Source organism: Vibrio sp. ABG19 (assembly GCF_029962385.1).
GTDB lineage: Bacteria > Pseudomonadota > Gammaproteobacteria > Enterobacterales > Vibrionaceae > Vibrio > Vibrio ostreae.
In genome coordinates this window covers 243,707-268,540 of sequence record NZ_CP071707.1, presented here as the reverse complement: position 1 = coordinate 268,540, position 24,834 = coordinate 243,707, and the positions used below count along the sequence as shown (strand labels likewise).

The 24,834-nt window shown below is 49.5% G+C and carries 21 protein-coding genes; 5 read left to right on the top strand and 16 right to left on the bottom strand.

What is annotated here, in order from left to right; genetic code table 11:
- The first annotated feature begins 57 nt into the window (after positions 1-57).
- Positions 58-975 carry a DMT family transporter gene (locus J0X00_RS01190; RefSeq protein WP_282476787.1) on the top strand — a complete coding sequence of 306 codons (918 nt, stop codon included), beginning with the start codon at positions 58-60 and terminating at the stop codon, positions 973-975.
- Positions 976-998: 23 nt separating this feature from the next.
- On the opposite strand, the gene J0X00_RS01185 is transcribed toward J0X00_RS01190, so the two are convergent.
- From J0X00_RS01185 to J0X00_RS01170, 4 genes are all read right to left on the bottom strand, one after another.
- On the bottom strand, positions 999-2,075 hold the full coding sequence (locus tag J0X00_RS01185; RefSeq protein WP_282477014.1) for a DUF3541 domain-containing protein: 1,077 nt from the start codon (positions 2,073-2,075) through the stop codon (positions 999-1,001).
- Positions 2,076-2,260: 185 nt separating this feature from the next.
- Positions 2,261-2,869: an alpha-ketoglutarate-dependent dioxygenase AlkB gene (locus J0X00_RS01180; protein ID WP_136483784.1), complete on the bottom strand. Its 609-nt coding sequence runs from the start codon at positions 2,867-2,869 to the stop codon at positions 2,261-2,263.
- A gap of 477 nt (positions 2,870-3,346) precedes the next feature.
- Positions 3,347-4,540: an ISL3 family transposase gene (locus J0X00_RS01175; RefSeq protein WP_282476786.1), complete on the bottom strand. Its 1,194-nt coding sequence runs from the start codon at positions 4,538-4,540 to the stop codon at positions 3,347-3,349.
- A gap of 167 nt (positions 4,541-4,707) precedes the next feature.
- Positions 4,708-6,228 carry a DUF3612 domain-containing protein gene (locus tag J0X00_RS01170; protein ID WP_282476785.1) on the bottom strand — a complete coding sequence of 507 codons (1,521 nt, stop codon included), beginning with the start codon at positions 6,226-6,228 and terminating at the stop codon, positions 4,708-4,710.
- 161 nt (positions 6,229-6,389) lie between these two features.
- On the opposite strand from J0X00_RS01170, the gene J0X00_RS01165 reads away from it, so the two are divergent.
- Positions 6,390-6,968 (top strand): hypothetical protein, encoded by a 579-nt coding sequence (locus tag J0X00_RS01165; protein WP_218561558.1) that lies wholly within the window; start codon positions 6,390-6,392, stop codon positions 6,966-6,968.
- 217 nt (positions 6,969-7,185) lie between these two features.
- On the opposite strand, the gene J0X00_RS01160 is transcribed toward J0X00_RS01165, so the two are convergent.
- A complete protein-coding gene (locus J0X00_RS01160) occupies positions 7,186-8,202 on the bottom strand; it encodes a GGDEF domain-containing protein (RefSeq protein WP_136483787.1) in 1,017 nt (338 codons plus the stop codon).
- Positions 8,203-8,369: 167 nt separating this feature from the next.
- Positions 8,370-9,266 carry an EamA family transporter gene (locus tag J0X00_RS01155; protein WP_282476784.1) on the bottom strand — a complete coding sequence of 299 codons (897 nt, stop codon included), beginning with the start codon at positions 9,264-9,266 and terminating at the stop codon, positions 8,370-8,372.
- Between the two features lie 115 nt (positions 9,267-9,381).
- Between J0X00_RS01155 and J0X00_RS01150 the strand changes: the two genes are divergently transcribed.
- Entirely contained in the window at positions 9,382-9,873 is a 492-nt protein-coding gene (locus tag J0X00_RS01150; protein WP_282476783.1) for a MarR family transcriptional regulator, read from the top strand.
- A gap of 5 nt (positions 9,874-9,878) precedes the next feature.
- Positions 9,879-10,268 (top strand): MmcQ/YjbR family DNA-binding protein, encoded by a 390-nt coding sequence (locus J0X00_RS01145; protein ID WP_136483790.1) that lies wholly within the window; start codon positions 9,879-9,881, stop codon positions 10,266-10,268.
- Here the strand turns inward: J0X00_RS01145 and J0X00_RS01140 are convergent, their stop codons facing one another.
- Positions 10,269-11,192, bottom strand: a complete 924-nt coding sequence (locus J0X00_RS01140) for a chemotaxis protein (protein ID WP_218561556.1) — start codon at positions 11,190-11,192, stop codon at positions 10,269-10,271.
- A 217-nt stretch (positions 11,193-11,409) separates the two neighbouring features.
- Between J0X00_RS01140 and ppiC the strand changes: the two genes are divergently transcribed.
- Complete coding sequence (ppiC, locus tag J0X00_RS01135) at positions 11,410-11,688, top strand: peptidylprolyl isomerase PpiC (RefSeq protein ID WP_136483792.1); 279 nt, start codon at positions 11,410-11,412, stop codon at positions 11,686-11,688.
- Between the two features lie 197 nt (positions 11,689-11,885).
- Here the strand turns inward: ppiC and J0X00_RS01130 are convergent, their stop codons facing one another.
- The 9 genes from J0X00_RS01130 to J0X00_RS01090 form a co-directional block, all read right to left on the bottom strand.
- Complete coding sequence (locus tag J0X00_RS01130; protein WP_218561555.1) at positions 11,886-13,691, bottom strand: RICIN domain-containing protein; 1,806 nt, start codon at positions 13,689-13,691, stop codon at positions 11,886-11,888.
- Between the two features lie 576 nt (positions 13,692-14,267).
- Positions 14,268-14,588: a heavy metal-binding domain-containing protein gene (locus J0X00_RS01125; protein WP_218561554.1), complete on the bottom strand. Its 321-nt coding sequence runs from the start codon at positions 14,586-14,588 to the stop codon at positions 14,268-14,270.
- Positions 14,589-14,718: 130 nt separating this feature from the next.
- Complete coding sequence (locus J0X00_RS01120) at positions 14,719-15,882, bottom strand: oligogalacturonate lyase family protein (RefSeq protein WP_282476782.1); 1,164 nt, start codon at positions 15,880-15,882, stop codon at positions 14,719-14,721.
- 61 nt (positions 15,883-15,943) lie between these two features.
- Positions 15,944-17,713 (bottom strand): sodium:solute symporter family protein, encoded by a 1,770-nt coding sequence (locus tag J0X00_RS01115; protein ID WP_218561552.1) that lies wholly within the window; start codon positions 17,711-17,713, stop codon positions 15,944-15,946.
- 403 nt (positions 17,714-18,116) lie between these two features.
- Positions 18,117-19,577, bottom strand: a complete 1,461-nt coding sequence (locus J0X00_RS01110) for an EmmdR/YeeO family multidrug/toxin efflux MATE transporter (protein ID WP_256611394.1) — start codon at positions 19,575-19,577, stop codon at positions 18,117-18,119.
- Between the two features lie 33 nt (positions 19,578-19,610).
- A complete protein-coding gene (locus J0X00_RS01105) occupies positions 19,611-21,248 on the bottom strand; it encodes a pectate lyase (RefSeq protein WP_282476781.1) in 1,638 nt (545 codons plus the stop codon).
- A gap of 189 nt (positions 21,249-21,437) precedes the next feature.
- Complete coding sequence (locus tag J0X00_RS01100; protein ID WP_218561550.1) at positions 21,438-22,724, bottom strand: ABC transporter substrate-binding protein; 1,287 nt, start codon at positions 22,722-22,724, stop codon at positions 21,438-21,440.
- Between the two features lie 21 nt (positions 22,725-22,745).
- Positions 22,746-23,888 carry a sn-glycerol-3-phosphate ABC transporter ATP-binding protein UgpC gene (gene ugpC / locus J0X00_RS01095; RefSeq protein WP_218561549.1) on the bottom strand — a complete coding sequence of 381 codons (1,143 nt, stop codon included), beginning with the start codon at positions 23,886-23,888 and terminating at the stop codon, positions 22,746-22,748.
- Between the two features lie 33 nt (positions 23,889-23,921).
- Positions 23,922-24,833, bottom strand: coding sequence for a carbohydrate ABC transporter permease (locus tag J0X00_RS01090; protein WP_218561548.1), 912 nt, complete (start codon positions 24,831-24,833; stop codon positions 23,922-23,924).
- Between the last annotated feature and the right edge of the window lies 1 nt (position 24,834).

The following is a 24,834-nucleotide window of genomic DNA, read 5'->3' as shown; positions in this document are numbered from 1 at the left end:
TCGTTATTTTTTCCGCTGTCACTGACGTAATATAAGCGCCAGATGAAGGAGAATTCCATGCCCAACAAATTATTACCTGTGGTGTTTATGCTGTCGTCGACCGCCAGCCTGTCCATCACAGGTTTACTGACCAAGTACCTGACTACTGTATTACCACTCAGTCTGCTGAGTGTGCTGCGTTTTGCCATCCCATCACTGATTTTACTGGTGTTTCTCGCGTTGACTCAATTGCGTTTGCCAACGCGCAGTATGTACAAGCCGCTGGCGATGCGTGCATTGTGCCTGGCGGCGTGTCAGCTCTGTTTCATCTATTCGTTGCAACATTTGACGCTGGTTGAAAGTGTGGTGTTGTTCAGTACCGGGCCGCTGTTCATTCCGTTGTTAGAAAAGCTCTTTTTTGGTGTTCGCATGCCCTTGACGACGCTGGCTGGGTTAGTCAGTACTTTTACTGGCGTGGTGATGTTGTCCGGCAGTGTCGGACATGTCGAATGGCGTCCGGAGCTGATGTCAGGCCTGTTGGCTGGCTTGCTTAACGCGGCTTCTCAGCTGTGTCTGTATCGGGTATCGAAAAGTAACATGCGTTCGGTTGATATCAATCTGTGGAGTTTGGGTATCGCATCGATTGTTTTGCTGCCGATGCTCGTCTTCGTGCCCTGGCAAGCCGCAGGCCAATTGACCTTGAACCCGCAATTATTGGTCATTGTCGGTTCGTTGCTCGCGGTTTCCCTGCTGGTGATTAATACGCAGATCTTTCGTTCTAAGGCGTATCGGCTGGCTGAGTCCGGATCTCAGTTGGCACCGCTGATTTTTACCAATCTGCTGTTCTCTGCGGTGCTGCAGGTGGTGTTTTTCGATGTGCAATACAGCCCGGTTCAGAATCTCGGACTGCTGCTGATTGTTGTCGCGACCATGATGACTAATGTCTTACCAATGTTGTGGAAAGCGGCCACCGCCCACAAACTGCATTCCGCTTAAGTTGTTACTTGTCTGGGGCGCTTTTATTGGATGGCCGGAGTGGGGCTTGGAGCGACTTTGGCCGGTTCCAGTCCGAACGGCAAGTCGGCAAAAATGTCCGGCTGATGGGCGAACGTTGGCGCTTCATGTACGCCCTGCCAGTCGAGCAGCATAATCGCCAGCACATTACGATGTTCGCCCCGGGCAAGGTTGGTGCCTCCTCTGACGGAAGGCACCATGCTCGCTTCTTTATTCATTGCCTGAACGATGGCCTGGCGGGTCTTGTCGACCACGGGATCATCATCCAGTCCTGCTAATAAGAAACTGATGCCTACTTCGGCAATCACATCTTCTTTGGCATGCTGCAATATGGTATCGATATTGGCGCGCAGATAATCGTATATCCACTGATATTGCTGTTCACTGACCAGGTGTTGATAGTATTCCGAAGCGGCGAAAATAATGTGTGTCATGCCATACAATTTATTTTCAAATTGCTGTGGTGACAGGTCATCATCCTCATTATCTGGATAGGTTGCGCGAAACGCCTGGATAAACTTATCGACCACATCTTGCTCACCCAATTGGCGTAGCCAGTAAACCTGATTGGCCAACTGTGCTGCCCAGGCACGGATCATTTCCGGATTCGTGGCATAGTTGCTGAAGTCGTAGCGACGGATGATGTTCCTAAATAGCTTATCGGAGCGGTGTTTGAGGCCATATTCATTGGCCCTCGCCATACTGCCGAGTAGATCAAGACCAAGGTAGAGATATTCCGGGGTATGTTTCGATACGGTGTAACGCAATTTGGAACGAATCGAGGGGTCTTTGCCGTAGTTGGCAAGCTTTTGTTGCGAATAGAGATAAATTTGCTCGGGCGTATTCACTTCAGCCGCAAAATAGTTGAGCTGACTGGCTACTCTGGCCATATCACTCCATACCGCAGCAGCGTATTTGTCATCCAGCGTCTGGCGATACATTCTCAGACCATAGTGGCCTTCTTTAAAAGCGGGCAGTGTGTACAACTGACTTTCAAAGGTATTTCGAATCAGATCGGCGGTGTAAGCATAATTGTCAACCGATGCGCTATTATTCTCATTGGCGCTGTCTGCCTGAGCCATTGACGCGGCAAGTGCCGGTTGAGGCATCAGCAGTGCTGCAGAAAGTAAGCTGATTAGGTAGGAGCGAGGTAGCAACATAGTAAGCCTGAAAATGACCATTCATAACAACTAAGCATAGAAGATAGTCCTAATGTGAAGTGAAACTGACGTCAGGCTTGTGTAAAAACACAGCAATATTAAATCTTCTAAGGGTAAATATACCGAAAAGTCAGATTGATACGCGGCTCTCTGGGCTTTGCGGTTTTTGGTACACAATGCTGCCAGTAGTGCTGGGTAGGGCCTGCCATCACCAGCAGTGAGCCGTGCCCAAGTAGCAGCTCAAATTTCTCTTTGCTGTGCAGATGTTTTAACACAAAACGACGGGTTTCACCGAATGACAACGAGGCAATCACAGGCTGATGGCCCAGTTCCGGTTCGTTGTCCTGATGCCAGCCCATAGAGTCTTGTCCGTCGCGATACAAGTTGGCCAGCACTGAATTAAATGATGAATGTGCGGCTAGTTCACACTGTTGGCGCAGCGTATTCAGGGTTGGAGTCCAGGGGGTGGGCGCCATAGTCAGTCCGGAATATGTATAACTGTGGTCACCATACCAGGCTTGCAGGCGTGGCTGAATAACCCTCTTACCAAACAGAGTGATCGACTCCTGCTGCCAAGCGAGTTCACGCGTCAGCACGGACTGAATCTCGTCCGCCTCTGCTTGAGGCAGAAAATGTTCTACCCACAGCAAACGTCCATCTGCAATATCGATCCATTGTGGGCTGTTATCAAATAATCCTGATGTCTCTTTTTCCATAATTTATACAACCAAAATAACAATTTAAGTGTGGATTTAACGACTGATTTGTTTATTCTAATTGTTGTAGTTTCATAACGCCCACTATAACGGGGCGGCTCGTTCACAGTAACAGGAGATAAGCGCGATGACTCTGACCTCAGGTAAACGAATGGGTGTCCGTGCGCTGCTTGTTACGTTAGGTTACCGAGCGGCTTTATGAGTTAGCATGCTTAGTGTTAGATTGCTTATTGGCGTTGCAAAATGCAAGTAATTGCAAATCGCAATTGTATTATGATATCAGTTGTAATGAAATCGTTCTATTTTTCACCGGTAACCCCGTATTTAAAGCATTTTATAAGTTGGCACGCTATGTGCTTTATATACAGTGACCCTTTTAAGCCGAGGGTCACCTAGCCAACTGACGTTGTTAGTGAACCATCTTGTTCACATCTATATATAGCCAACCGCCTTTATTGCGATTGGCTTTTTTTTGGTTCATCGCGGCTTTCCGGGGAAAGCCGCTTTTATCTTTAAAAAAAAGTAATCGATATCTCGGTAACCGTAGCCCATTCGTTTGATTAACTTTATCTTGTTGTTTATCCCTTCGAGCGTACAGGTATTGAGTGGGTAGCTTGCAGAAGCAACGATGCCATGAAGATACGGTTTGAGCTTTCTCGCGAAGTCCATAAGCGGCTTGATCCCGCTTTCTTGAACTTGCTCCCACCATACGTCCCATAAGTCTTCCGCTTCTCTTTCCGACTGGCACCTCCATAACTCTTTAAGCTGAGAGCCAAGTAAATACGTCACCATTAAGTCCTTGTTCATGCTCAGTATCTCACTCAGATAGCTCTCCTGCTTACCGTCTAAATTAGCTCTGTTTTTGAGGAGAACCCAGCGTGAACGTTTCACCCATTGGCGCGTTTTCTTGTCCTGTTTGAGTTGATTAGCTTGGTCAACTCTGACTCTATCCATCACTTCCCGGCCAAATTTGGCGACCACGTGGAATAAGTCGTACACAATGCGGGCGTTAGGACAATGTTGCTGCACTTCAAAGTCGAAAGCCGTATTCATATCCATTGCAACCGCTTCTATGTTCTGGCTATGCTCACCGAGTAATTCAAAGAAGGGACGGATATCTTTTCGGCTGCGTCCGACGCCTATCCAAAGCACTTGATGCGTCTTAGCATCCGCGATAACAGTGGCATAACGATGTCCCTTGAAGAGAGCAAACTCATCCATGACCAGTTGTCTCAGCTCTGCCCAGTTAACCTCTGGCACCACATGTTGCAGCCGACGCTTATCTATCGCCTTAATCGTATGCCAATGAACCCCCGTCATCTGGGCAATATGTTTGATAGGAAGAAGAGGCAACAACTGCTCAATGTAACTTCTTAAGCGGTTAGTCAGGCGAGCAAAAGGTTCAAGCCAAGAAATAGATTCGGTTTTGATACCGCAGTCAGGGCACTTGATACGCCTTGTTTGTAGGGATAGCTCGACGGGTACGCCGAGAATCATCGCTTCCTTAATCGTGCGCCACTGATAATCATGTATGGCTTGAACATGTTGCCCACATGAACATCGAGCAGTTGTGCTGGGTTGGAGAGTAATCGTGATGAGAGAAGACGTTTGTACAGACTTTACGACATGAAAGCCTTCCCAGAACGATGATAGGAAAGTATGATTCGGCATGAAAACGGTAGTTTGTGTAAGGTTGTGTTTGGCGATGTAACCTTATCACTTACTACCGTTTTTGTTTTAAGTTCCCGCTAATCCGCGATGAACCTTTTTTTTTTGCTCTTTTTCCGGCAATTAACTTTTTACATTAATATCTTAGTTGGCCGGATGTTGTGTGACTTTTACTCTTCTCCATCGCATTTTGCATAGCAGCTTGGTTGACGCGGACAGACTGCACCACGTGAGCAAATCAAGCGGGCTTCATTTTCAATCCCACGTTCAATCCAGTTAATATTAAGAATTTTTGCGATAGTGAGTAAATCTTTCTTAATTGTGCCCGGAATCACAGTACTCCCGCCGTGACTGACGCAAGACGCTTTCAGCTCTTCTGCGATGGCCAGTGCATCTCCACCTTGCGCTGCAATGGCCGGGTTAAGATCGATACCTGCGCACAACACCCGGTTATTGCCGGCAGGATCGGTCATGTTGATCGATTCACAGCAGTAAATACGCGGTTCGTCCCCGACGTTGAGAATCGAGATCTGTGCGGAGCTGTCCGGTTGAGGCTCAGAGAGGCGACGGAAAACCGCCCAGTGCTGACAGGGGTCGTTAACTTTACGCATATTGCCCCAGGGCAGAGGGATACCATTACCACGATAAACCGCTTTGAGCTTTCCTGCTCCGTAAGCATCGAAATAGTGCCAGTACGGGTAGGGTGAAACGACCGTCATACGGCGCATCGCGACCGACGGTGATACACCGGCTTTGAGGTGCACATCAATTTCATAGCCATTGCGGTCGAGTAGTTGGCGGAAGGGAACTTTAGGACACAGCAGGGCACCGGCAAAAAAGCTCGATTCAAAGTCTCGCCACGCCTGCAGAATATCCTGCGAGTTAAGCTCTGAAGTGGGCTGGCTGTCTTGCTCTTCCCAGCCCTGCGTATGACCGACAGTGAGTACGCTTTTCAGGCCGTCTTTGCTGTGCAGGACATTGTGACCAATGTAGACCGCCAGATCATATTTAAGCCGTGTCGGATGCTGGCGCAGGATTTCATTGAGATAAATGGTGCCGGGAGGTTCAAAAAATGAGGTGATAAGCTGTTTGGCACTCACCCCAAGCTCGTCCACCACGTCACGAGGTGTACGCTGTACCCAGCGAATATTCAGCCCCAGGCTTTTGGCGATATCGAACAGATCTTCCACCGCCAGGTTCAGACGTTTAAGACCGACCTCTTCAGCAGCACGTTCCAAATCGGGAAAATGGTTCTGCAGGCTTTCCTGGTGGGCTCGGATCAGCAGATGAGCAAACTGGCGACCGGTAATGCCGGTTTGTGACAGCATTTCCGGTATGGCGATCTGCAAAATGTCGTTCGAAAACAAGAAGCTTGGCTCCAGAGCCATGCCGCTGATCCCGCCCCGGTTACCTTTGTCCGGGGTGATATCGGCCTGCTCCGGCTCGTCATCGAGAAACCAGGCCGGATCTGTTTGAAATACATTGGCGATCACCTCGAGCATTTCCACACTTGGTACCCGTTTGCCCCGTTCAATCATCGACAGGTAGGAGACGGATGGCGCGTACTCCGGATTAACCCGAATACAGCGTGCGGAGAGATCCTCCATTGTTAAGTGATTGCGTTTTCTCAGGTTTCTGACTTTAGTCCCGAGAAAATGAGACTGTCTGACTAAGCTTTTTGACACGGCCATTTTGTAAAATTCACATTGTAAAATTTTTGTTGTGAAATTGTAGTAAAAAATCCGCTAATCTACAAAACAAGCAAGTCACAAACTGGAAAACAAAAATACTTAACCAGCTTAATGTGAATGCACAGGACGAAACATTTTTGGTTATCCATGAGGGAAAGACGATGAATATGCTGACATTCGATAAAACAGAAATCCAACAACAACCGAAACCATTTATCGCTGAAGCTGTCTTCGCCGTCGAGACGATCAGCGCTGATAAGCAGTGTGAAAAACAAGCCAAAGCCAAACAGCTGCTCGATCGCCTGTTTCCGCTGGAAAATGGCTCACACCAAGATGTGACTAGCTACATGATTGATTACAGTCACGTACTGGCCTATTTCAAAGACGGTACTCACAGTGGACTGAAATATCCGAAACACTTTGTGGCGTACACTGGCGGAAAAGACAATCCGTGCTCAATCCTGCTGCGTGATGGCAGTGGCTGCCATGTAGAAGTGCTGCTGGGCTGCATGAAAGGCACCGGCAGCGTTGAGTTGGTAGAGATTGACGATATCCAGCTTGAGACCTGTACCACCTTCTGTCAGATGTGTGATGAGACGGAACCGACCGCTGCGATGCGTCACTGGATAAGCCTTATTAAGGGAGACGAGCGTGGCAGACCACAGGCGTGCAGTGAGGATAAAGAATACACGTCCAAAAGCGGAGAAGACTACTGCCTGAGCTACTGCTTTAATCTGTGATAGCAAAACGTTGCGGTGAAAAGCCGCGCAGTGATATCAATCAGAGCCTTATATCAGAGTGATACATAGCACAGTGATATTAGGTAACTTGATTCATCGCCAAAGCGTTTACTTTGGGTAAGGCCTTCAGTAATAAAAAATCCACCGGGTTAAATCGGTGGATTTTTTATTGTCTCAGCGTTTCGCAAAGCTGTTGTGTGCTGCTTGACGTGCCTGTTTAAATCGGCATCACCCGGTTACGTCCCAAGTGCTTGGCGTCGTACAGCATTTGGTCGGCCCGATCGAGCAGTGACTGCGCGCTATCAAGGTCATCACGCTGCGAAACTCCGAACGAGGCGGTAATGTTACCAACCTGGTTATTATTGCGGCGATCGCGTACCTTGAGTTTTTCAATTGAGCGGCGCAACGTGTCGGCGAACTGGCGTGCGCTGCGCAATGATTTATTCGGCAGGATTAGTGCAAACTCTTCGCCGCCAAAACGATAAGCAGTGATACCTTCCCGACAACTCGCCTGCAGACGTTTACCCAGGCTGCGTATGATATTGTCGCCGAACAGGTGGCCAAATTCGTCGTTAAATCTTTTAAAATGATCGATGTCGAGCAAAATAATGCTCATTGGCTGGTGGCCATGCATTAGGGCGGCCAGATCATCATTAAAGGCTCGGCGGTTATACAGGCCAGACAGGCTGTCAAACAGGGCATCGCGCTGTACCGTCGCCAGCTGCGCTTTCAGGCGTGATATTTCCTGACTGGCACTCTGTAACTGGTTGTTGAGGAAACGGGTCGAGTGCCGGATATCGTGTGATTCACTGACAAACTGACGGATCATCATCATCACTTCCTCGATGGAAAGCTCTTCATGCTCAACCCGTTCAAGGTCATTCAGACTTTTATCGATAGCGGCCTCAAATGCACTGGTGTCCGTCATGGTGTCTGACATGGAGCAGCAGATTTCATTGGCCAGCAATTCGATATTGTTGCGCAGTTCACTGACGCTGGTTTCGGCTCTGGTCGCTATGTGCGTCTTGTAGAGATGCTCACCAGTGGCTGGCGGGAACAGATCGAAGTTGGCCAGAATGGCGTCCATCTCCTCGTTCAACTGAGGCATACTGTTATCAACATAGGTGTACCAGAGCGCGTAGTTGGCAGGCGTCGCGGCAACATGGTTTTTGATCATCAGTGGAACGGCTTGTTTGAGGTTGGCCGTGGATTTTTTGAAATCGTCGTCAGTCATTATGTATCGGAAGTCACTAGGCGATAACCATTTGATTAGCAAATAATAGCTGAGTTTGGTCAGCAATGCTTTAAAAAACGCATGATATGTAAGGTTCCATGAGTCAGACTAGGCTTTAGCTAAGTCCTTTTTTCTATACAGATCAAAACCTAATTAAATTAGGCCGCTCACGAGTGAGCAGCCAGTTTTAACGGGCGGCGCTGACGCAGCAGCGCGATCACCTGAGGTAATAATGACATGACGATCATCCCGGCCATCAAGGCATATTGCTGCGGTTGGTAAAATTCACTCAGTAACAAGCCCCCGCACACAATACCGGCCACCGGATTGGCGATACCGCCAAAGGTAAAATCGACCACCGACATACGTTGCAGTAGCCACACATACAAACCATAACCGATAACAGTATTGGCCACCACTATCCATAGGATGCCGATAGCGTTACGGGCAGAAAAATGATGTAGCGCCTCCAGATAGGCATGAGGTTCAATCAAAGCGTGTACCAGTGCAGCCGCGCTCAGCGCCAGGCCGCCAATGATCAGTTGCCAGGTCAGCACTGACCACCAGTGAATGCGTCCACCCAGTGCCTTGGTCAGGGTTGAACCAAAAATGATGCACATGATTGCTGCCAGCATGGCCATCAGACCAAACGGGTTGAGGCTAAGGGTTTTAGGATCAAATAACATCCAGGCGAGCAGCACCAGGCCTAGACCGCACATCAACTGAATCAGCGATGGTCGTTGACGCCGGACCAGCCAATGGTAGCCCATGGCAAAGACAGGGACAGACACCATACCGACCCCCGAAATGGCTGATGGCAGCGTTAAAGCCATGACAAAGATCAGGCTGAAGAATGCGGCAATATTGACCAGGCCAACCATACTCAGCGTTTTCCAGCTTGTCTTATCAGGCCAGCTTGGTTTTAGAGCAAGCAGCAGCAGACCGGCAGGCAGTGCGCGCAACGCTCCTAGTGCCAAAGGTGGCCAGTCGGCCAAGGTAGATTTAGTGACAGCGTAGGTGGTTCCCCACAGGAAGGCAGGAATCATGGCAAATAAAATGTTCATATCAAGTATCTTTATGTTGAGATATTTAAGTGAAATTTATCGCACAGAATGCTTCTTGTAAAGTATCTTTATGTTAAAGTAAATTATCGAAGCCGATAAAGGAGAATACAACCCGATGGATGCGATTGATCGCGTACTTGCACAGTGGCAGGCAGAGCGGCCACAGTTAGACACTTTACCTATGGGTATCATGGGACGCATGATGCGTTTGATTAAGCACCTTGAAGCAGCGGTGGGTGAACTGCACAAGCAGCATGGTCTGAAAATGGGCGAATTTGACGTGCTCGCCACGTTGCTGCGATCCGGAGTCCCTTATCAGTTGACACCGTCAGAGCTGCTTTCTTCTATGATGCTTACCTCAGGCGCGATGACCAACCGGCTGGATAAACTGGATCAGAAAGGCCTGATCACCCGCGTACACAGCACGGCGGATCGACGCAGTATTGAAGTCAAACTCAGTGAGCAGGGATTGTTATTAATCAATACTTTGGTGCAGGAACATGTCAACATTCAGCAGCAGTTAACCCAGTCGTTGAGCCCGCAGCAGCAGCAGGCGCTGACACTGTTACTCAAACAGTGGTTGAGTGATTTCGAAGCGCAGGAGTAAGGCGTATGGCGCTGACAAACACACCCAGGCAGACGCTGATTGAATTTATCGAAAGCTTGCCGCAGGTACAGGCGGACTATCCCTTTGGTCCTGAGCCTCTGGTGTATAAAATTCGCGGCAAAATGTTTGTGCTGTTTTTTGAATCGGCCTCGGAGTGGTTTGTGAACCTGAAATGCACTCCTCAAGACGGTGAAATTCTCACCAGCCAGTTTAATGCGATTCGGCCGGGCTACCATATGAACAAGCGTCACTGGATTTCAGTCGCGCTGCAGGGAGATGTGGAGCCGGGAATGATCGAAGATCTGTGTCTGCGTTCTTACCAGTTGGTTGTGAATAAACTAAGGAAAGGGGAGCGCGAAGCCTTGCAGCGTTTGTGGCCGCAAGGCAAGGCGTGATCAGTGGCTGGAAGAGAGCGCGGGCTGGCTCAGTTTTTTGGCACCGCGCAGCATAGCTTCAATCAGTTCGGTGGCGTTAAATTTCTCTAATGCTTCATGTGCGCCGACCTGATGGGCACGATCGACACAGATTTCACTCGACAGTGAGGTGTGCAAGATGCAGTAGGCATGGCTGAGGTGAGCGTCGTTTTGTACCTCAAATGCCAACTCGTAGCCATCCAGTCCCGGCATTTCAATGTCGCTGACCAGGATATCAATCGCCTGATGGTCTGCAGCCAGTCTGCGCATCATATCAATCGCTTCGAGACCGTTTTTACAGATCTGGTAAGGGATATTGATACGATCCAGCGCATCCGCCAGCTGTTTACGTGCGATAGATGAGTCATCCACCAGCATGATATTGAGGGCTTTGAGTCGCTCACGTTCCACATCGGTCAGCATCGGCACTTTAGTGGATTCATACTGCGGGTAAATTTTAGACAGCAGCAGTTCGACATCCAGCATCTGAACGATTTTCTGCTCGTAGCGGGTAATACCTGTCACGAAAACATTGCGCCCGGCTGACGGCGGAGATGGCTCAATACTGCGCCAGTCACATTCGATGATCTTTTCAATCCCGCGCACCATAAATGCCACGACAGTACGCAGACAGTCAGTGACGATCAGATAGCTTTTTTCATATTCATCCGGGTGGATCGGGCGAAAACCGATCGCCGCTGCCATATCAATCACCGGCACGGTGGTGTTGCGGAAGGTAACAGTACCAACCACATGGTGATGTGAGTAGGGAATCTGAGTCATCGGCATAAAAGGAATAATTTCGCGTACTTTTAATGTTCCAATCGCGAACAGCTGTTTTTGCATATTCAGCGTGAACATCAGCATGCCCTGCGACTGATTTGCCTTACTGGGAGTTTTAGCCATAACTAGTATCTTAATTAATCGTTATTCACTCTATACTAACTGAAAATAGCGCATCGGCAACGGTAACGCGGTTTTTTTAGTGCAGACGGAGTGCCAGTTCGAGAACAATCGAACAGTTGTTTGAAAAATGTTTTCACGATGTAAATGAAACAATGCCGAGTGCATCGGGTGCGGAGTTCCGCTAGACTAGGCAACTTTTTCGGGTGAGGTAAAAGTTATGGCAAGAACGGCAGCAGCGTTGCATATTCTGGTAAAACACAAAGAACAAGCTGACGATATTATGCAGCAGCTGAAAAAAGGCGCCAAGTTTCAGACTCTGGCGAAGAAATATTCTCAGTGCCCTTCGGGCAAACGCGGCGGTGATCTGGGTGAATTTCGCCAGGGCCAAATGGTGCCGCAGTTTGATAAAGCGTGTTTTAAAGGCGAAGTGCTCACTCCGCAACTGGTCAAGACCAAGTTTGGCTGGCACGTGATTAAGGTGTTGTATCGGACATGATAGCCCGAGCCGGCATAAGTATTGTCTGCCTCAGTTTGGAATGAAGTGACGCCGATTACGATTCAGCTATAGAGATGCCATTAAAACTAATCACGCTATATTGTTTTTCAACATTAGGGTTAGTAAACAAAAAATCCGGGTATCTGAGACACCCGGATAAACTAGAAATGTTGAGGATTAGCGATTAGAACATGCGTTTATTCTGATTCAAAAGAACCTAAATCAGGTGCGTTACCATTGTAATCCAGCCCAACATCGGTACCTGCGTCAATAAGCTTACTGCCAGATTTGAGGTGGAAGAATTTAACCACAGGTAAACTACCATCACTCTGACGAGCGGCAAGTAAGTTATTTATATCAACACTTTCGAAATCAGATGAAGAAAATGACAGGCTGTTCTGCCAGCTGTTGTTTTTGATGCTGGTTGAGCTGGCGCCAAATTTATCGCTGCTACCGCCACCTAAAGACACACTGTTGTTGAGCGTGAGCTTCTTCAGCTCTCGAGAGCTACCATCGCCTAAACCAAAGTTACGTGCATTATTATAAGCAATCGCATTATAGATCGTGACCGTACCTCGGTTACTGTTTTGGTCGTATCCATCTGCGGTATTGCCTGCCGAAATGGTATTGATATAAAGGCCATTGTGAGCTAAATTTTTGTCGTCACTTCCGCCGGTTTTAAAACCGTTGCCATCACCTGAGCCCGCCACGCCGTTTTTCTGATACCCATTGCGAATCATCCAGGTGTATTCCAAGGTTGTTGTAACGCTACTACCATTGTCACGTAGATAGCCATCAAAGCCATCGTCAAGATTGTTCCATGCTCGACAACCGTAGAAGTAGTTTCCGGTACCGACCGTTAACTTGGCGGCAAATCCATCCGCATTTTCAAGTGATGAGTCCGCATTGTAATAAGAGTCGGAGTTTTTGATGAAGTTATAAGCTCCGCCGCTACTGATTTGCAGACCCGTATCTGAGTTTTCATAAAACTCCATGAACTCAATGGTATTGTGCGAGCCAGTCAAATACATACCATTATCGCCTGCTTTGGTAATATCAAAGCCATAGATGTGCCAGTAGTTAGCACTGACCTGAAAACCACGGTTGCTGCTACTTTCGGACATTGCAGAGAAGTCAAATACAGGTCGATCATCACCCGGGTATACACTCAGTACAATCGCTTTGGTCGAAGTGCCACTATTTTGGATCTTGATAGTATCGGAAGGATAATAGGTACCTTCGCGAATATAGATAACATCACCAGCACTGGCATTATTAATCGCGTCAACAACACCGGCTAGGGTTGAAACGACGGTTGCATCTGACTTGACACTGGTTATGAACGATGGATAACCATTAGTCAGTGGTTCACTGTTGGCACCGGCCATTCTTGCCGCATCCGCCGTGGGCGCTGCGGAGGAACTGGAAGTATCCGGGGATGACGAACCGCTGGAACTTGATGAATCACCACAGCTACCAGATACCGGATTGATATACCAACGTTGCGAACTGAGTGATGCATCTTCATTTTGGTAAACGTTTGAACCATTGCTTGAGCCAGCAACTGTGAGGGAATGCTGAGAATTCTTGTTGACGATTTTAAACCCACCACCTGATTGAACCTTTAACTCCCAACGTTGATTATCGCCATCCCAATCACTGTATGTATCCACGTTAGCACCATTCGAAGTGGAAGCGTTTAACACTTCTAATAACTTACTGTTATAAATAGATTTAATTTCCCAGTAGTTATCACTTTGCTTAGTCAATACGAACTGTTGATTAGTGCCTCCCCAATATTCGTAACTCATTACATTAGGTACGGTACTGGTATCAGTGGTATTAACATCGAGCGCTTGTCCAGAACCTTTATTAATGAAATAGTATGTGCCACCAGAAGTTGGTGTGGTGGAGCAGTTTTCAGCAAATGCAGAAGCACTCAACGCAGCGAAAGATAAGGCTAAAGCTATCTTACACCTTGGATAATGATGTAGAGTTTTCATTTGGTTCCCTATAAGATTTTATGTTGATAAAAGTGTAATTTTTATTAAGGCTTAACAGATCCTATTGTTATAATTAATTAAAGCAATGGATCGCAGTTGAGCTATCACCCAGCTTACTCGCTATAGATATAAGAAAACGTTTCCTCTATCAAAAAATATATTGAAAATACTAATATGTTTAATAATTCACTCATCCAGTTTAGATATATTAAGGTTATTATTTCAAATAGATTAAATTCAGAGCATTTAACGTTAAAATCTTTGGATTGGTATTGGCATAAATAATAAACTGGTCAGATCTTAAATATCTATGTCAGCTATTTAAGGGGTGGGCATAAACGATTTATGCACGTTGCGCTAAATTGCTTTAACCCGCAGGGCGGTGAACCGTAATCTTTGGGTTGAATATGCAGCTTGCTATAAATCCAAACAGCGTGGTTCCCATTCACGTTTATTATCAAAGTCAAGTCTGTCAGTGGACCTAGCTTTTATCTATCTGTAGAGAGCGAGCAGGAAAAAACGTTTTTTGGTATTAATACCCTGCCGAGTCAATAAAGAGAGTCGGTAATTACCCGATTATTCCACCAGTACGGCTGTGCCGCTGACGGACACCATCAGCATGCCATTGGTTTTACCGAACGTTTCGTAATCGAGGTCGATACCGACCACCGCATTGGCACCGAGCTCTGCAGCGCGGGCTTCCAGCTCCTGCAGTGCAATGGTGCGCGCTTTTTGTAATTCATGCTCATACGTTGCTGAACGGCCGCCGACGATGTCGCGAATGCCCGCAAACATATCTTTAAAAATGTTTGCACCCATAATGGCTTCACCGGCGATGACGCCGCAATAGCGGACGATCCGCTTGCCTTCGATCTGAGGGGTTGTGGTGATGATCATTCCTGACTCCGTTATGTTTTATCATTGACGCGAGTTAGAAGTGTAAACCAGCCAAGAGCTTCGCGCAGTATTCTGGCTGGGTAAAAAAGCCTTCGCAGTGAAGGAAGGCTTAGCGCAGCATAGAGGGGATTTAACCTAGTTCAGCCGGAATATCGGCGATGTAAATGGCCGGCACACCCTCAAAATCGCTGGTAAACAGTACGCCCGTATCACCCGGTGCGAAAGATGGGTGAGGATGAGTGATTTGACGATCACCATCGAGTACATCCCACGATGTGCTGTGTTTTGCCAGCTTCGCGTAGTGCTTGGTGTTGGTATTGAGAATGTACAGGAACGGATCATTTTCGATGTCGTAGCTTTCGGCATCGGCCACGTCTACTGGCGCATCACAGCCGTCACCCACCATCAGAGAGCCATCAAAGTTGCTCATTAGGTGTGAACATGGCGGCATGACCATTACCTCTTCGTTTTCCAGCGTCTCCGGGTTGGCTTTGTAAATCACGCGCTCGGTCATGCCTTTAAAGTAAGAAACATAGACCATGGCGCTGCCATCCGGAATCCAGAATTCGTGGGTACACGATTCACCCGGTGCATGTTCTTTGATCTTACGCACATTGCTGCCGTTTTCGTTCACCAACCACATGCGGGCGTCTACCAAATCGTGCGGACCTTCATGGCAGAAGCCTATGGTCGAATCATCGAATGGACGGTAAATCGGGTGACCCAGCCATGCGTTGTCCTGATGGACTACCTCAAATTCACCGGATTGAATATCGACTTTAATCAGGCGGCAGGTGGGTTTGGTGTGGTAGAACTCAGCAAACTTTTCCCATGAGGTGAGTGGCTGCCAGTCATGTTTGAGGATTTCGATACCGACTAGTTTGGTGCATTCGGAGTTCGCCACCCAAGTACCGTAACCTTTCCACTTGTCATCGACAGTGTAGATGACCTGTTCTTCAAGTGTTTCGAGGTCCACTTTCATCAGGTTCAGTTCATTTTTGACATAGAAGAAAGAACGGTCATCGTTAGAGATGAATCCGCCGAAGGTATTGTCGCCTTTGCCTTCCGTAAGCTGTTTGGCCTGCTGTGTGTTCAGATCGGCCAGGTAGTAGTTACGGGCTCCGTCAAAGTCACCAGCGAATAGCAGTTTGCTGCCGTCATTGGTAAAACACTTTTGATAGAAGTAGTTACGATGACAGATCACGTCCGTTGGAGTCAGACGAGTCACTTTTACTTGGGTGTCGCTGTCGATGAATGATTCGAATGCCAGCTGAATTACATCACCTTTAGCCATAAATAATCTCCGTAAATGGCACTGCCAACCGACGAGGATTGGCAGTGAACGTTCAATTGAATCAGTTAGAAGAAATCACACTTTTTACTACTACGGTGTCCAGCCCGGCGCTGCGCTTGAGAGCGTAGCCGACGAAAGCAATCACCGCCGCACAACCCAGGAACAGCAGTCTTCCCCAGATTGGATTCGGTATCAGAATCATCAGTGACAGACCCGCCGCCATGAACATCACCAGAGTACCCAGCTTGTTGCGTTGCATACGGTCTACAATGTCCTGACCTTCTTCAGCAACACATTCCGTGTCCACATCTTTGAAGAACTCGGCCGTTTGCACTTTGTATGGGTCGTTCTCTTCTTTGTAAAAGAGCGTGGTCAGGCAGAAGAAACCCGCGGTCAGGAATAGGTGTGCCGCAATGGTGATGATGGTGCGCATTTCACCGGCTTCGCGACGAGTCAGATCATCGATACCAAACCAGCTTGCCACGTTCGCCGGGGTGAAGAATTCCACTACAGACCACGAGACTAGCATACCGAATACCACGGTGGCCCATGGTGTCCATTTTGGCGTCTTGCGAATCAGGATCCCCAGGAACAGCGGCACCAGAATCGGTGATTGCAGTAGCGTCGCAACTTGCATCATTAGATCAAACAGGCTCAGATGTTTCAGTGAGTTGAAGAACTGCGCCATGAAAATAACCAGCAGACCGTTCACCAGACACGCGATTTGACCTGCGCGCAACTGCTCTTTGTCGGTTGCCTGACCTTTACGCATGACGGGAGCGTAGAAGCTGCGAACGAAGATGCCTGAGTTACGGTTCAGTGCTGAATCCATCGAGGACATGGTGGCGGCGAACAGACCGGCCATAAGCAGTCCCACGGTGCCAAGAGGCATGGTTTCACGTGCAAACACCAGGTAAACCGCATCGCCCGCTTTCGCGCCCAGTTGCGAATACTGAGTCGCCGCATCAGGGTAAAGGATGGCAGACGCCCAAGGTGGAATGAACCAAATCACCGCGCCAACCACCATCATACCCAGCGCCAACAGGGCAGCTTTGCTGGCATTTTTCGAGTCTTTTGCATTTAGGAAGCGGTAAGATTCCTGCATGTTGTTGATACTTTGCAGCTGTTTCACTACAAAGAAGATAAAGGTACACACTAGCAGTAGTGGATAGTTCATATCGGGGCCCATAATGAAGCCACCAGGGAAATTATTAACAATTTCGCTCGGACCGCCCACCACGTAAAGAGCAACCAGTGCACATGCGACAGAGATAACCGCTACGACCAGAGTCTGAATAAAGTCAGAAGCCACTACACCCCAAGCGCCGCTCAGCAATGAAATTGCCAGTACAGCCAGGCCGGTAACCCAAATGGTGGTCACGATGTCAGCATCAAATACCGCCGAGGCAAACACCCCCAGGCCGTTGAGCCATACACCGGCGTTGATCACGCTCAGAGGGATGATCACCCAAGTGAAGAACTGCTCGTTGACGCCACCAAAACGACGTTTCACGCCTTCGGTTGGGGTATCGACTCGCATCTGACGGAAGCGACGAGCAAAGTAGAAGTAAGCGAATACATACGCCACCATGTTACCGATAAAGACCGCGAGGACGGCGAAACCATCACTGAACGCTTTACCGGCAGCACCGGTGAATGTCCAGGCAGAAAATTGAGTCATAAAGGCGGTCGCACCCACCATCCACCAGAGCATTTTACCGCCCCCGCGGAAGTAATCACTGGTACTGCTGCTGGCCATCTTTTTGAACAGCAAGCTGATTGCCACCATCAGGGCAAAGTAGCCTGCAATGACAAGATAATCGTATTGCATGTTAAACCTCGAAACGCTGTTTTAATTTTCAATGATTATATGAGGGTTAATTGAAATGGTATGTGATAAAAATCGAAACAATGGTTCATTTTTTATATTTTTAATGATTTAGTGATCTGAATCATAAACAGACCGTCCCAATTTCTTGCCGTAGTCAGCGCGCATCCATATTGGATTAGAGCTTATGCTGCAAGGCTTTGTCGCGATTAACTGACTGAAAAACTAACCGTTCTACGATAATCAGAAGTGATCAAAATAAAGCAGGACGAGTGAAATGGAACTGAGTCATAGCGGCTTCGGTATCCTCAGTTCTTTGTTAAGAATACGCGAAGTCGTATGCGTTGGTGTGCGAAAGCGATTAAAAAGTGACGGCGTCTCGAGGCGCCGTCAGCTTAGAACGATCTCAGTTATCCCGACTGGTGAGATAGACATTGAGCCAGCGACGGCTGATCATACGATATAAATAGAGGGTGCCGCGTAGCCACCAGTCGGCAAACATACCAAGCCAGATCCCGTAGATGCCCATCTGCGCATAAATACCCAGCAGATAGCCGAGCACAATCCGACAACCCCACATACTGAGGATTGCCGTCCACATGCTGTACTTCACGTCTTTGGCACCCTTAAACGCAGCAGGTAATACAAATGACGCCGCCCAAATCGGCATCATCAACGCATTGAGATAGATAAGATTGACCACAACGTCAATCACCGCTGGGTCATCGGTGTAAATGGCGCCAATTGGGTGGGCAAACGGTACGGTCATAATGCCCAGCACGATCAGTGCTGCGCTCGCCAACCAGAGGATCAGTTGCATTTCCAACCGCGCGGTGCGGGTCTGGTTCTGACCAAGACGTTTGCTAATCAACACGGTCGCAGCCATAGCCAACGCATTACCGGGGATATTGACAAACAGCAGGACGGAAAAAGTGACCACGTTACCCGCCATGACAATCGTTCCCATGCCTGCAACCATGATTTGCGTAATGAGTTTGCCAATGTTAAACATCAGCGACTCGACGCTGGCAGGCACGCCGATGACCAAGATTTCTCTGAGGATTGGACGGCTGAACGGTTTGAGAAACTCATTTGCCGGCACGCGTAGCGATCCGTTGTGAGTGAGCACAAACAGAATCATTCCCGCCCCAATCCAGCGAGCCGCACTGATGCCAATCCCGGCGCCCAGCATTCCTAAGCCACTCCAGTGCAGCGCGTCGATGCCGTAAATCAACGGGTAGCTGATAATGATATTGAGGATGTTCATCAGTATATTGGTCGTTGCGGGCGAGCGCGAATTGCCTACGGCGCGCAAAATGCCGCTGCCCGAGAGCGTGATCGCCAGTGCCGGATAGCTCAGCGCAATCATCTTGAGGTATTGATCGGCAAGCGCTATCACCTCTGGCTCTGCGCCGTAGGCCACCACCGCCAGAATAGGCCTGGCAAACAGAAACATTGCCACGCAGCAGACGACGCTGACCAACACGCCGAGGTTCATCACCTGACTGGCACCAAACAGCGCTTTTTGCCGATCCCGGCGACCAAAGGCTTGAGCAATCAATACCGAGCCGCCGAGCGCGATTGCCGTGAGCAGTGACAGAATAATGTAGGTCACGCTGTCGGTGATCCCCACCGCGGCGGTGGCATCTTTACCAATCCGGCTGACCAGAATGGTGCTGACGATCCCCATCAACACCACGCAGATTAACTCAACCAGAATCGGCCAGGTAAAAGGCAGAATACTGCGCTGAATTAATACGCGGTGACGATAGCGCACACACCAGCGGCGTGCTGGCGATTGGGAGCAAGGCGGTTCGGAGTCTGGCCTGGTAACCAGCTCTGTTTCTGAAGAAAAACGGTCAGACAAAATCCACTTCCATCAATAATAAGAGAACAGCATTCAGGCCGCTGAGGTCTGATTGTAAATGACGTCGTGGTCGTACACCGTTTTGATGGCATCGCCTACCAGGCGCTCACCGTGCAGGTAGCCACCTTTGGAAATCATCACGGGAATATCGGCATACATACCCTGATGCGCCGCTTCAAGAGCCAGCAACGCGTAAGGCAGCGGATCATCAAGTCGAACATAACGATGCAGCGGTCCGGGCAAGAAGAAGCCGGCATGATAGTGCTGGCACAGCAGATTTTCTGCGATATTGTCGGCTAAACGCAGCAATCTTTCATCGTGATTGGCGGCGTGCAGTTCAAGGATTGCCATGAGCAGATAAGAAGACGTCAGCGTAGTCTGCTCAGCCACATGTGTTGCATGCAAGGTGGTGGTATCGAGTTCTCCCAAACCGAAACGTTTCCACATACGCACGGTGAGATCACGCAGCGTGGCGTCTTCACTTTGCAGACTGGCGCGGATCAGCGTTAGCAGATAGGCAGGATCGGTCGGCTGTCTGGCCAACGTTGTGCCTTTATCGCCATAGTAACCGTCGCGCACAAACGTATAGCCAGTCATGTCTTCGCCGCTGTTCCACATCGGAATCATTTGGTTGTGGGTCTCATCCCAGGCATGGGCAAAGTATGCCGTGATGCCGTCAATCGCCCATTGACGCATCTGCGGCTCATCCAGCAGCTTAGCACATTCGAGGATGGCCAGCGGATTATCAACCACCACCGGCCAGCTGTCGCGAAACAGCACATTGGCTTCACGGGCAATCTCGCCAAATTCCGGGCCGAACTGGCGTTTTGCCCGATCGCCAAACCAGGAGTAGGTCAGGGTGTCGTCGTCCGGGATCGGCTGGCGTTGCAATGGCGAAGAAAACTGATACACCGGCATGCCCGTTTGCGGGTGACGCGCCAGAACAAACTGCTGATAAAGATGCTTTGCCCAACGTTTGGCATGTTCATCTCGCGTGTAGTGGAAATAATGACTGGCGGCGTAGATAAGATCGGTGGCGGCGTTAACAAACGTCAGACCAACCGTTTCGGGCAGTGCAGGCCAGAGCGCTGGCTCAACCACAGGCTGCGGCTGGTGGCGGGTAAATAGCTCAGGATCAAAGTGCTGACCATATTCTCCGTGACGGCTGAGGTCGAGCTTTTCCCAATCGGAGACGTGTGCAGCCCAGAACCCCTTGAGAAATGTTTCGGTTTTCGCCGGATTGACCTGGTGTAAAAAGGCATAGAATGGGAAATGGTGTTTGAGTTCGTGCACGCATTCTTTGCTGGCCGGGCCTTCAATATTGCCGTTCTGCCAATGAATAAACCGATGGCCGCCCCAGTGAAACAGGCCGCTGGCATCATCGACATAATGATCGAAAAAATACGCTGTGATATGGCGTGCCTGCTGTTCAAAACCAGGGTCTTGAGTGAGGGTGCTGAGTGCGGTCAGGCCACGCAGAAAATTCTGCTGGCTGGCGAAATTGCTCATCGGCACGCGCTGGCCATCCGGGTATGTCCAGTGCACCGGTTGTAAGGTGTGGATATCAATTCCATCGGCCAGCAGCGGCGAGGTAGGAGAGGTCGCCAGTTGCAACAGGCGCTGATAGTAATCCATCAGTAACGGGAGATGCGAATGTCGGGTGAAAACCATAGTGCCACTCCATTTTAGTTTTCGGAGATAAGAAGATCCGCGCAGTAGCAACGGATAATGCATTCGAACAAATCGAACAAGGGTAAGTGGCCTTTGCAATGTGAGCGACTTACCCATGGCGACTCAAAACGTCTGCGCCACAAACTGCAAAAGCACCCCTGACAAGGGGTGCTGATACCACGTGAACGCTTAGTTCATACGTTTCAATACACGGTTACCGCGGCGCAGGAAGTTTTTGGCGGCTTCTTCGACGCTGGACTGGCCATAGTCGAGATGCTGCATCTCCTCGCTGAATAGTTCCATCAACTGTGCGTTGTCGGTGTAGGTGGTTGGCATGATTTTCTGAGGCAGCGCTTTGGCCTGCTCATAACCAAGGTACGACAGGCTGCTTGGGTCGATGTGGCCGCTTTGTTGCAGCGTCGACAGCCCCGACTGACTCATTGGAATGCCGCGTGTCAGCCCCAGTGCTTCAATACCGTCAGGATCGTTGAGCAGGAAGTTCACCAGTTTCGCCGCTTCTTGCGGATGTTTGGTGTTGCGGCCGATAGAGAACATCATCGATGGGCGAGCCAGCAGACCAGCTTCTACCGCATTGTTTTCCATTGGGTAGGGACCTAGTTCCAGCGACATTGGTGGCTGCAGGTTGTCAACGTATTTCTCAACCGCGGTATCCCACATGTAGAGGCCACCAAAACGGCCGTCAATCCAAGGACGCATTTCGTACAGGTTACCCTTGCCGTAAGAAGCGAACTCTTTGGTCGACGGGAACACGTGGTTTTTAACCTGATCCACATAAAGCTGGAAGAATTCGGTCATCTCTTTGTCGCTGAATGCCAGCAGGTTGGTGTCGTGGCTGATGATGTCTTTGCCATGTTTCTGAATGAACAGCGAGCGGTTCATCGCGAACACATCACGTGCTTCAATCACCAGTGGGTAGTAGCCGTCGCCGAGGTTTTGTTTGAATGCCTGACCCGCTTTCATCAGCTCATCCCAGGTTTTCGGATAGCCCACCCCCGCTTTCGCCCAGATGTCCTTGTTGTAGTAGAACACGCGAGAGGTCATGCTCACCGGCAGGCCGTTGATCTTGCCGTCGACGGTGGTCATGTTGATGGCCTGCTGCGGGAACTGAGCCACCTGCAACGCATCTTTATTCTGGTTCATGTCGTAAAAACCGCCGCCATCGCGGGAGAAGATGGGCAGCCAGTTCCAGTTGGTCTGCATCACATCCGGCTCAGTGTTACCTGCAATTTGCGTGGTCAGGCGCGACAAGTGACCATCCCAACCGGTGTATTCCCCTTTGACGACGATATCCGGGTATTTTTCGTGGAATTTTTCCAGCGCTTTCAAGGTCGCCTGGTGGCGGGTATTGCCACCCCACCAGGACATACGCAGTTCAGTTTGTGCGTAGGCATTGGCAGCCATGCCACTGAGCGCGAGCGCAGTCAGCGTTGATAGCAGTGTTCTTTTCATGTTCATAGGGTTAGCCTCCAAGCTATTTTATTTTTTTAGCGAGATGTTCTTTTCGGTTTCTTTATCGAAAATGTGTGCTTTGTTCATGTCCACCATGAAGGTCACACCGCGTTTCAATTCCATGTTGAGCTTGGCCTTCACATCGTCGATCGGCACACGAGCAGTGAACTCTTCTTTACCGACACGGAAGTAAACAAATACTTCGTGGCCCATGTTTTCCATGCGAATCACATCGCCGGTCAGCGCCTGTACTCCTTCCGGAATATCGTCGGTCAGCGCCAGCGTGATGTTGTCCGGGCGAATGCCGAGTACAGTTTTGTGATAACCAGTGGCTTGGATGCTGGCGGCTTTGTCCGCAGGCAGAGTGAGGTGTTGACCTTCCAGCGATACCACTAACTCGCCGTCGATGTCATCCAGCGTGACGTCGCGCAGGTTCATTTCTGGTGCACCGATGAAGCCGGCGACGAACATATTGACCGGGTTGTTGTACAGCTCTTCCGGCGTGTCGACTTGCATGATTTCACCGAGTTTCATGACGCAGATGCGATCGCCCATGGTCATGGCTTCGGTTTGATCGTGCGTGACGTACACCGCGGTCGCGGGACGGTTTTCCGCTTTCAGGTGCTTGTGCAGATCCGAAATGCGTACGCGCATCGAGGCACGAAGTTTGGCATCGAGGTTAGAAAGTGGTTCGTCGAACAGGAAGACGTCCGGCTTTTTCACGATAGCGCGGCCCACCGCCACACGTTGCGCCTGACCACCAGACAACTGGCGCGGCAGACGTTCAAGCAGCTCTTCGATCTCCAGGATCTTAGCGGCTTCATTTACACGTTGGTCGATTTCTGTCTTCGGCAGCTTTTGCAGTTTGAGACCGAAGCCTAGGTTTTCGCGCACCGTCATGTGCGGGTAAAGCGCGTAGTTCTGAAACACCATCGCGATGCCGCGATTTTTCGGTGGCAGGTTGTTGACAATCTTGTTGCCGATGGTGACTTCGCCACCGGTGATGTTCTCCAGACCGGCCAGCATGCGCAGGGTGGTGGATTTGGCACAGCCCGACGGGCCGACGATCACCAGAAACTCTCCGTCACGAATGGTCAGATCGATGCCGTGTACGGCTTTGAATCCGTTGGAATAGACTTTTTCCAGTTTGTTGAATTTGACTTCAGCCATTGTTTTAACTCCAAAACTTGTTTAATTCCAAAATCAGCCTTTAATGCCGCTGCTGGTCACGCCTTCCACGAAATATTTCTGAGACATGAAGAACACGATGATCGATGGGATGATGGCGATCGATGCCATGGCCAGAATCTCGTTCCATCGCGCGCCTTCAGTGACGTCGATAGACATTTTCAGAGCCAGGGCAATCGGATACTTCTCGACGCTCGATACGTAGATCAATGGGCCAAGGAAGTCGTTCACCGACCACATGAACTGGAACAGCGCTACCGAGATGATGGCCGGGCGAATCACCGGAACCACGACGTACCACAACACCTGGAAAGAGTTGCAGCCGTCAATCATCGCCGCTTCTTCCATGTCCGTTGGAACGCCGCGCAGGAACTGCACCAACATAAAGACGAAGAAGCCTTGAGTGGCGAAAGCCAGCGGCAGGTACAGCGGTAAGTAGCTGTCCAGCAGACCCATTTCACGGAACATTAAATACTGAGGAATCAGTAGTACTGACTGAGGCAGCAAAATGGTGGCGATCAAGGTCGCGAACCAGAACTTCTTCCACGGAATATCAAAGCGGGCAAAGGCGTAGGCGACGATGGTTGAGGAAACAACGGTAAAGAACACTTTAGGCAGCACATACAAGAAGGTGTTCATGATGTAGTGGGCGAAGGTGAACTCGGTACCGGTTTTCCAACCGTTGATGAATCCTTCCAGGCTCCATTCGCTGGGAATCAGGCTCATGGAAGAGAAGATTTCATGGTTGGGTTTCATGGCGGCGGAGAACATCCACAGCAAGGGGTAGAGCATCATAATGCCGACGATGATCAACACAGTGTAGCGAATGGTGGCGTTGATCTTTTCACGGCGCAGTGTGCGTTCGTTCTCGACGTTACTGGCACGGATTTCGCTGGCCTCGTTTTGAGCAGTGATGGTTGTAGACATG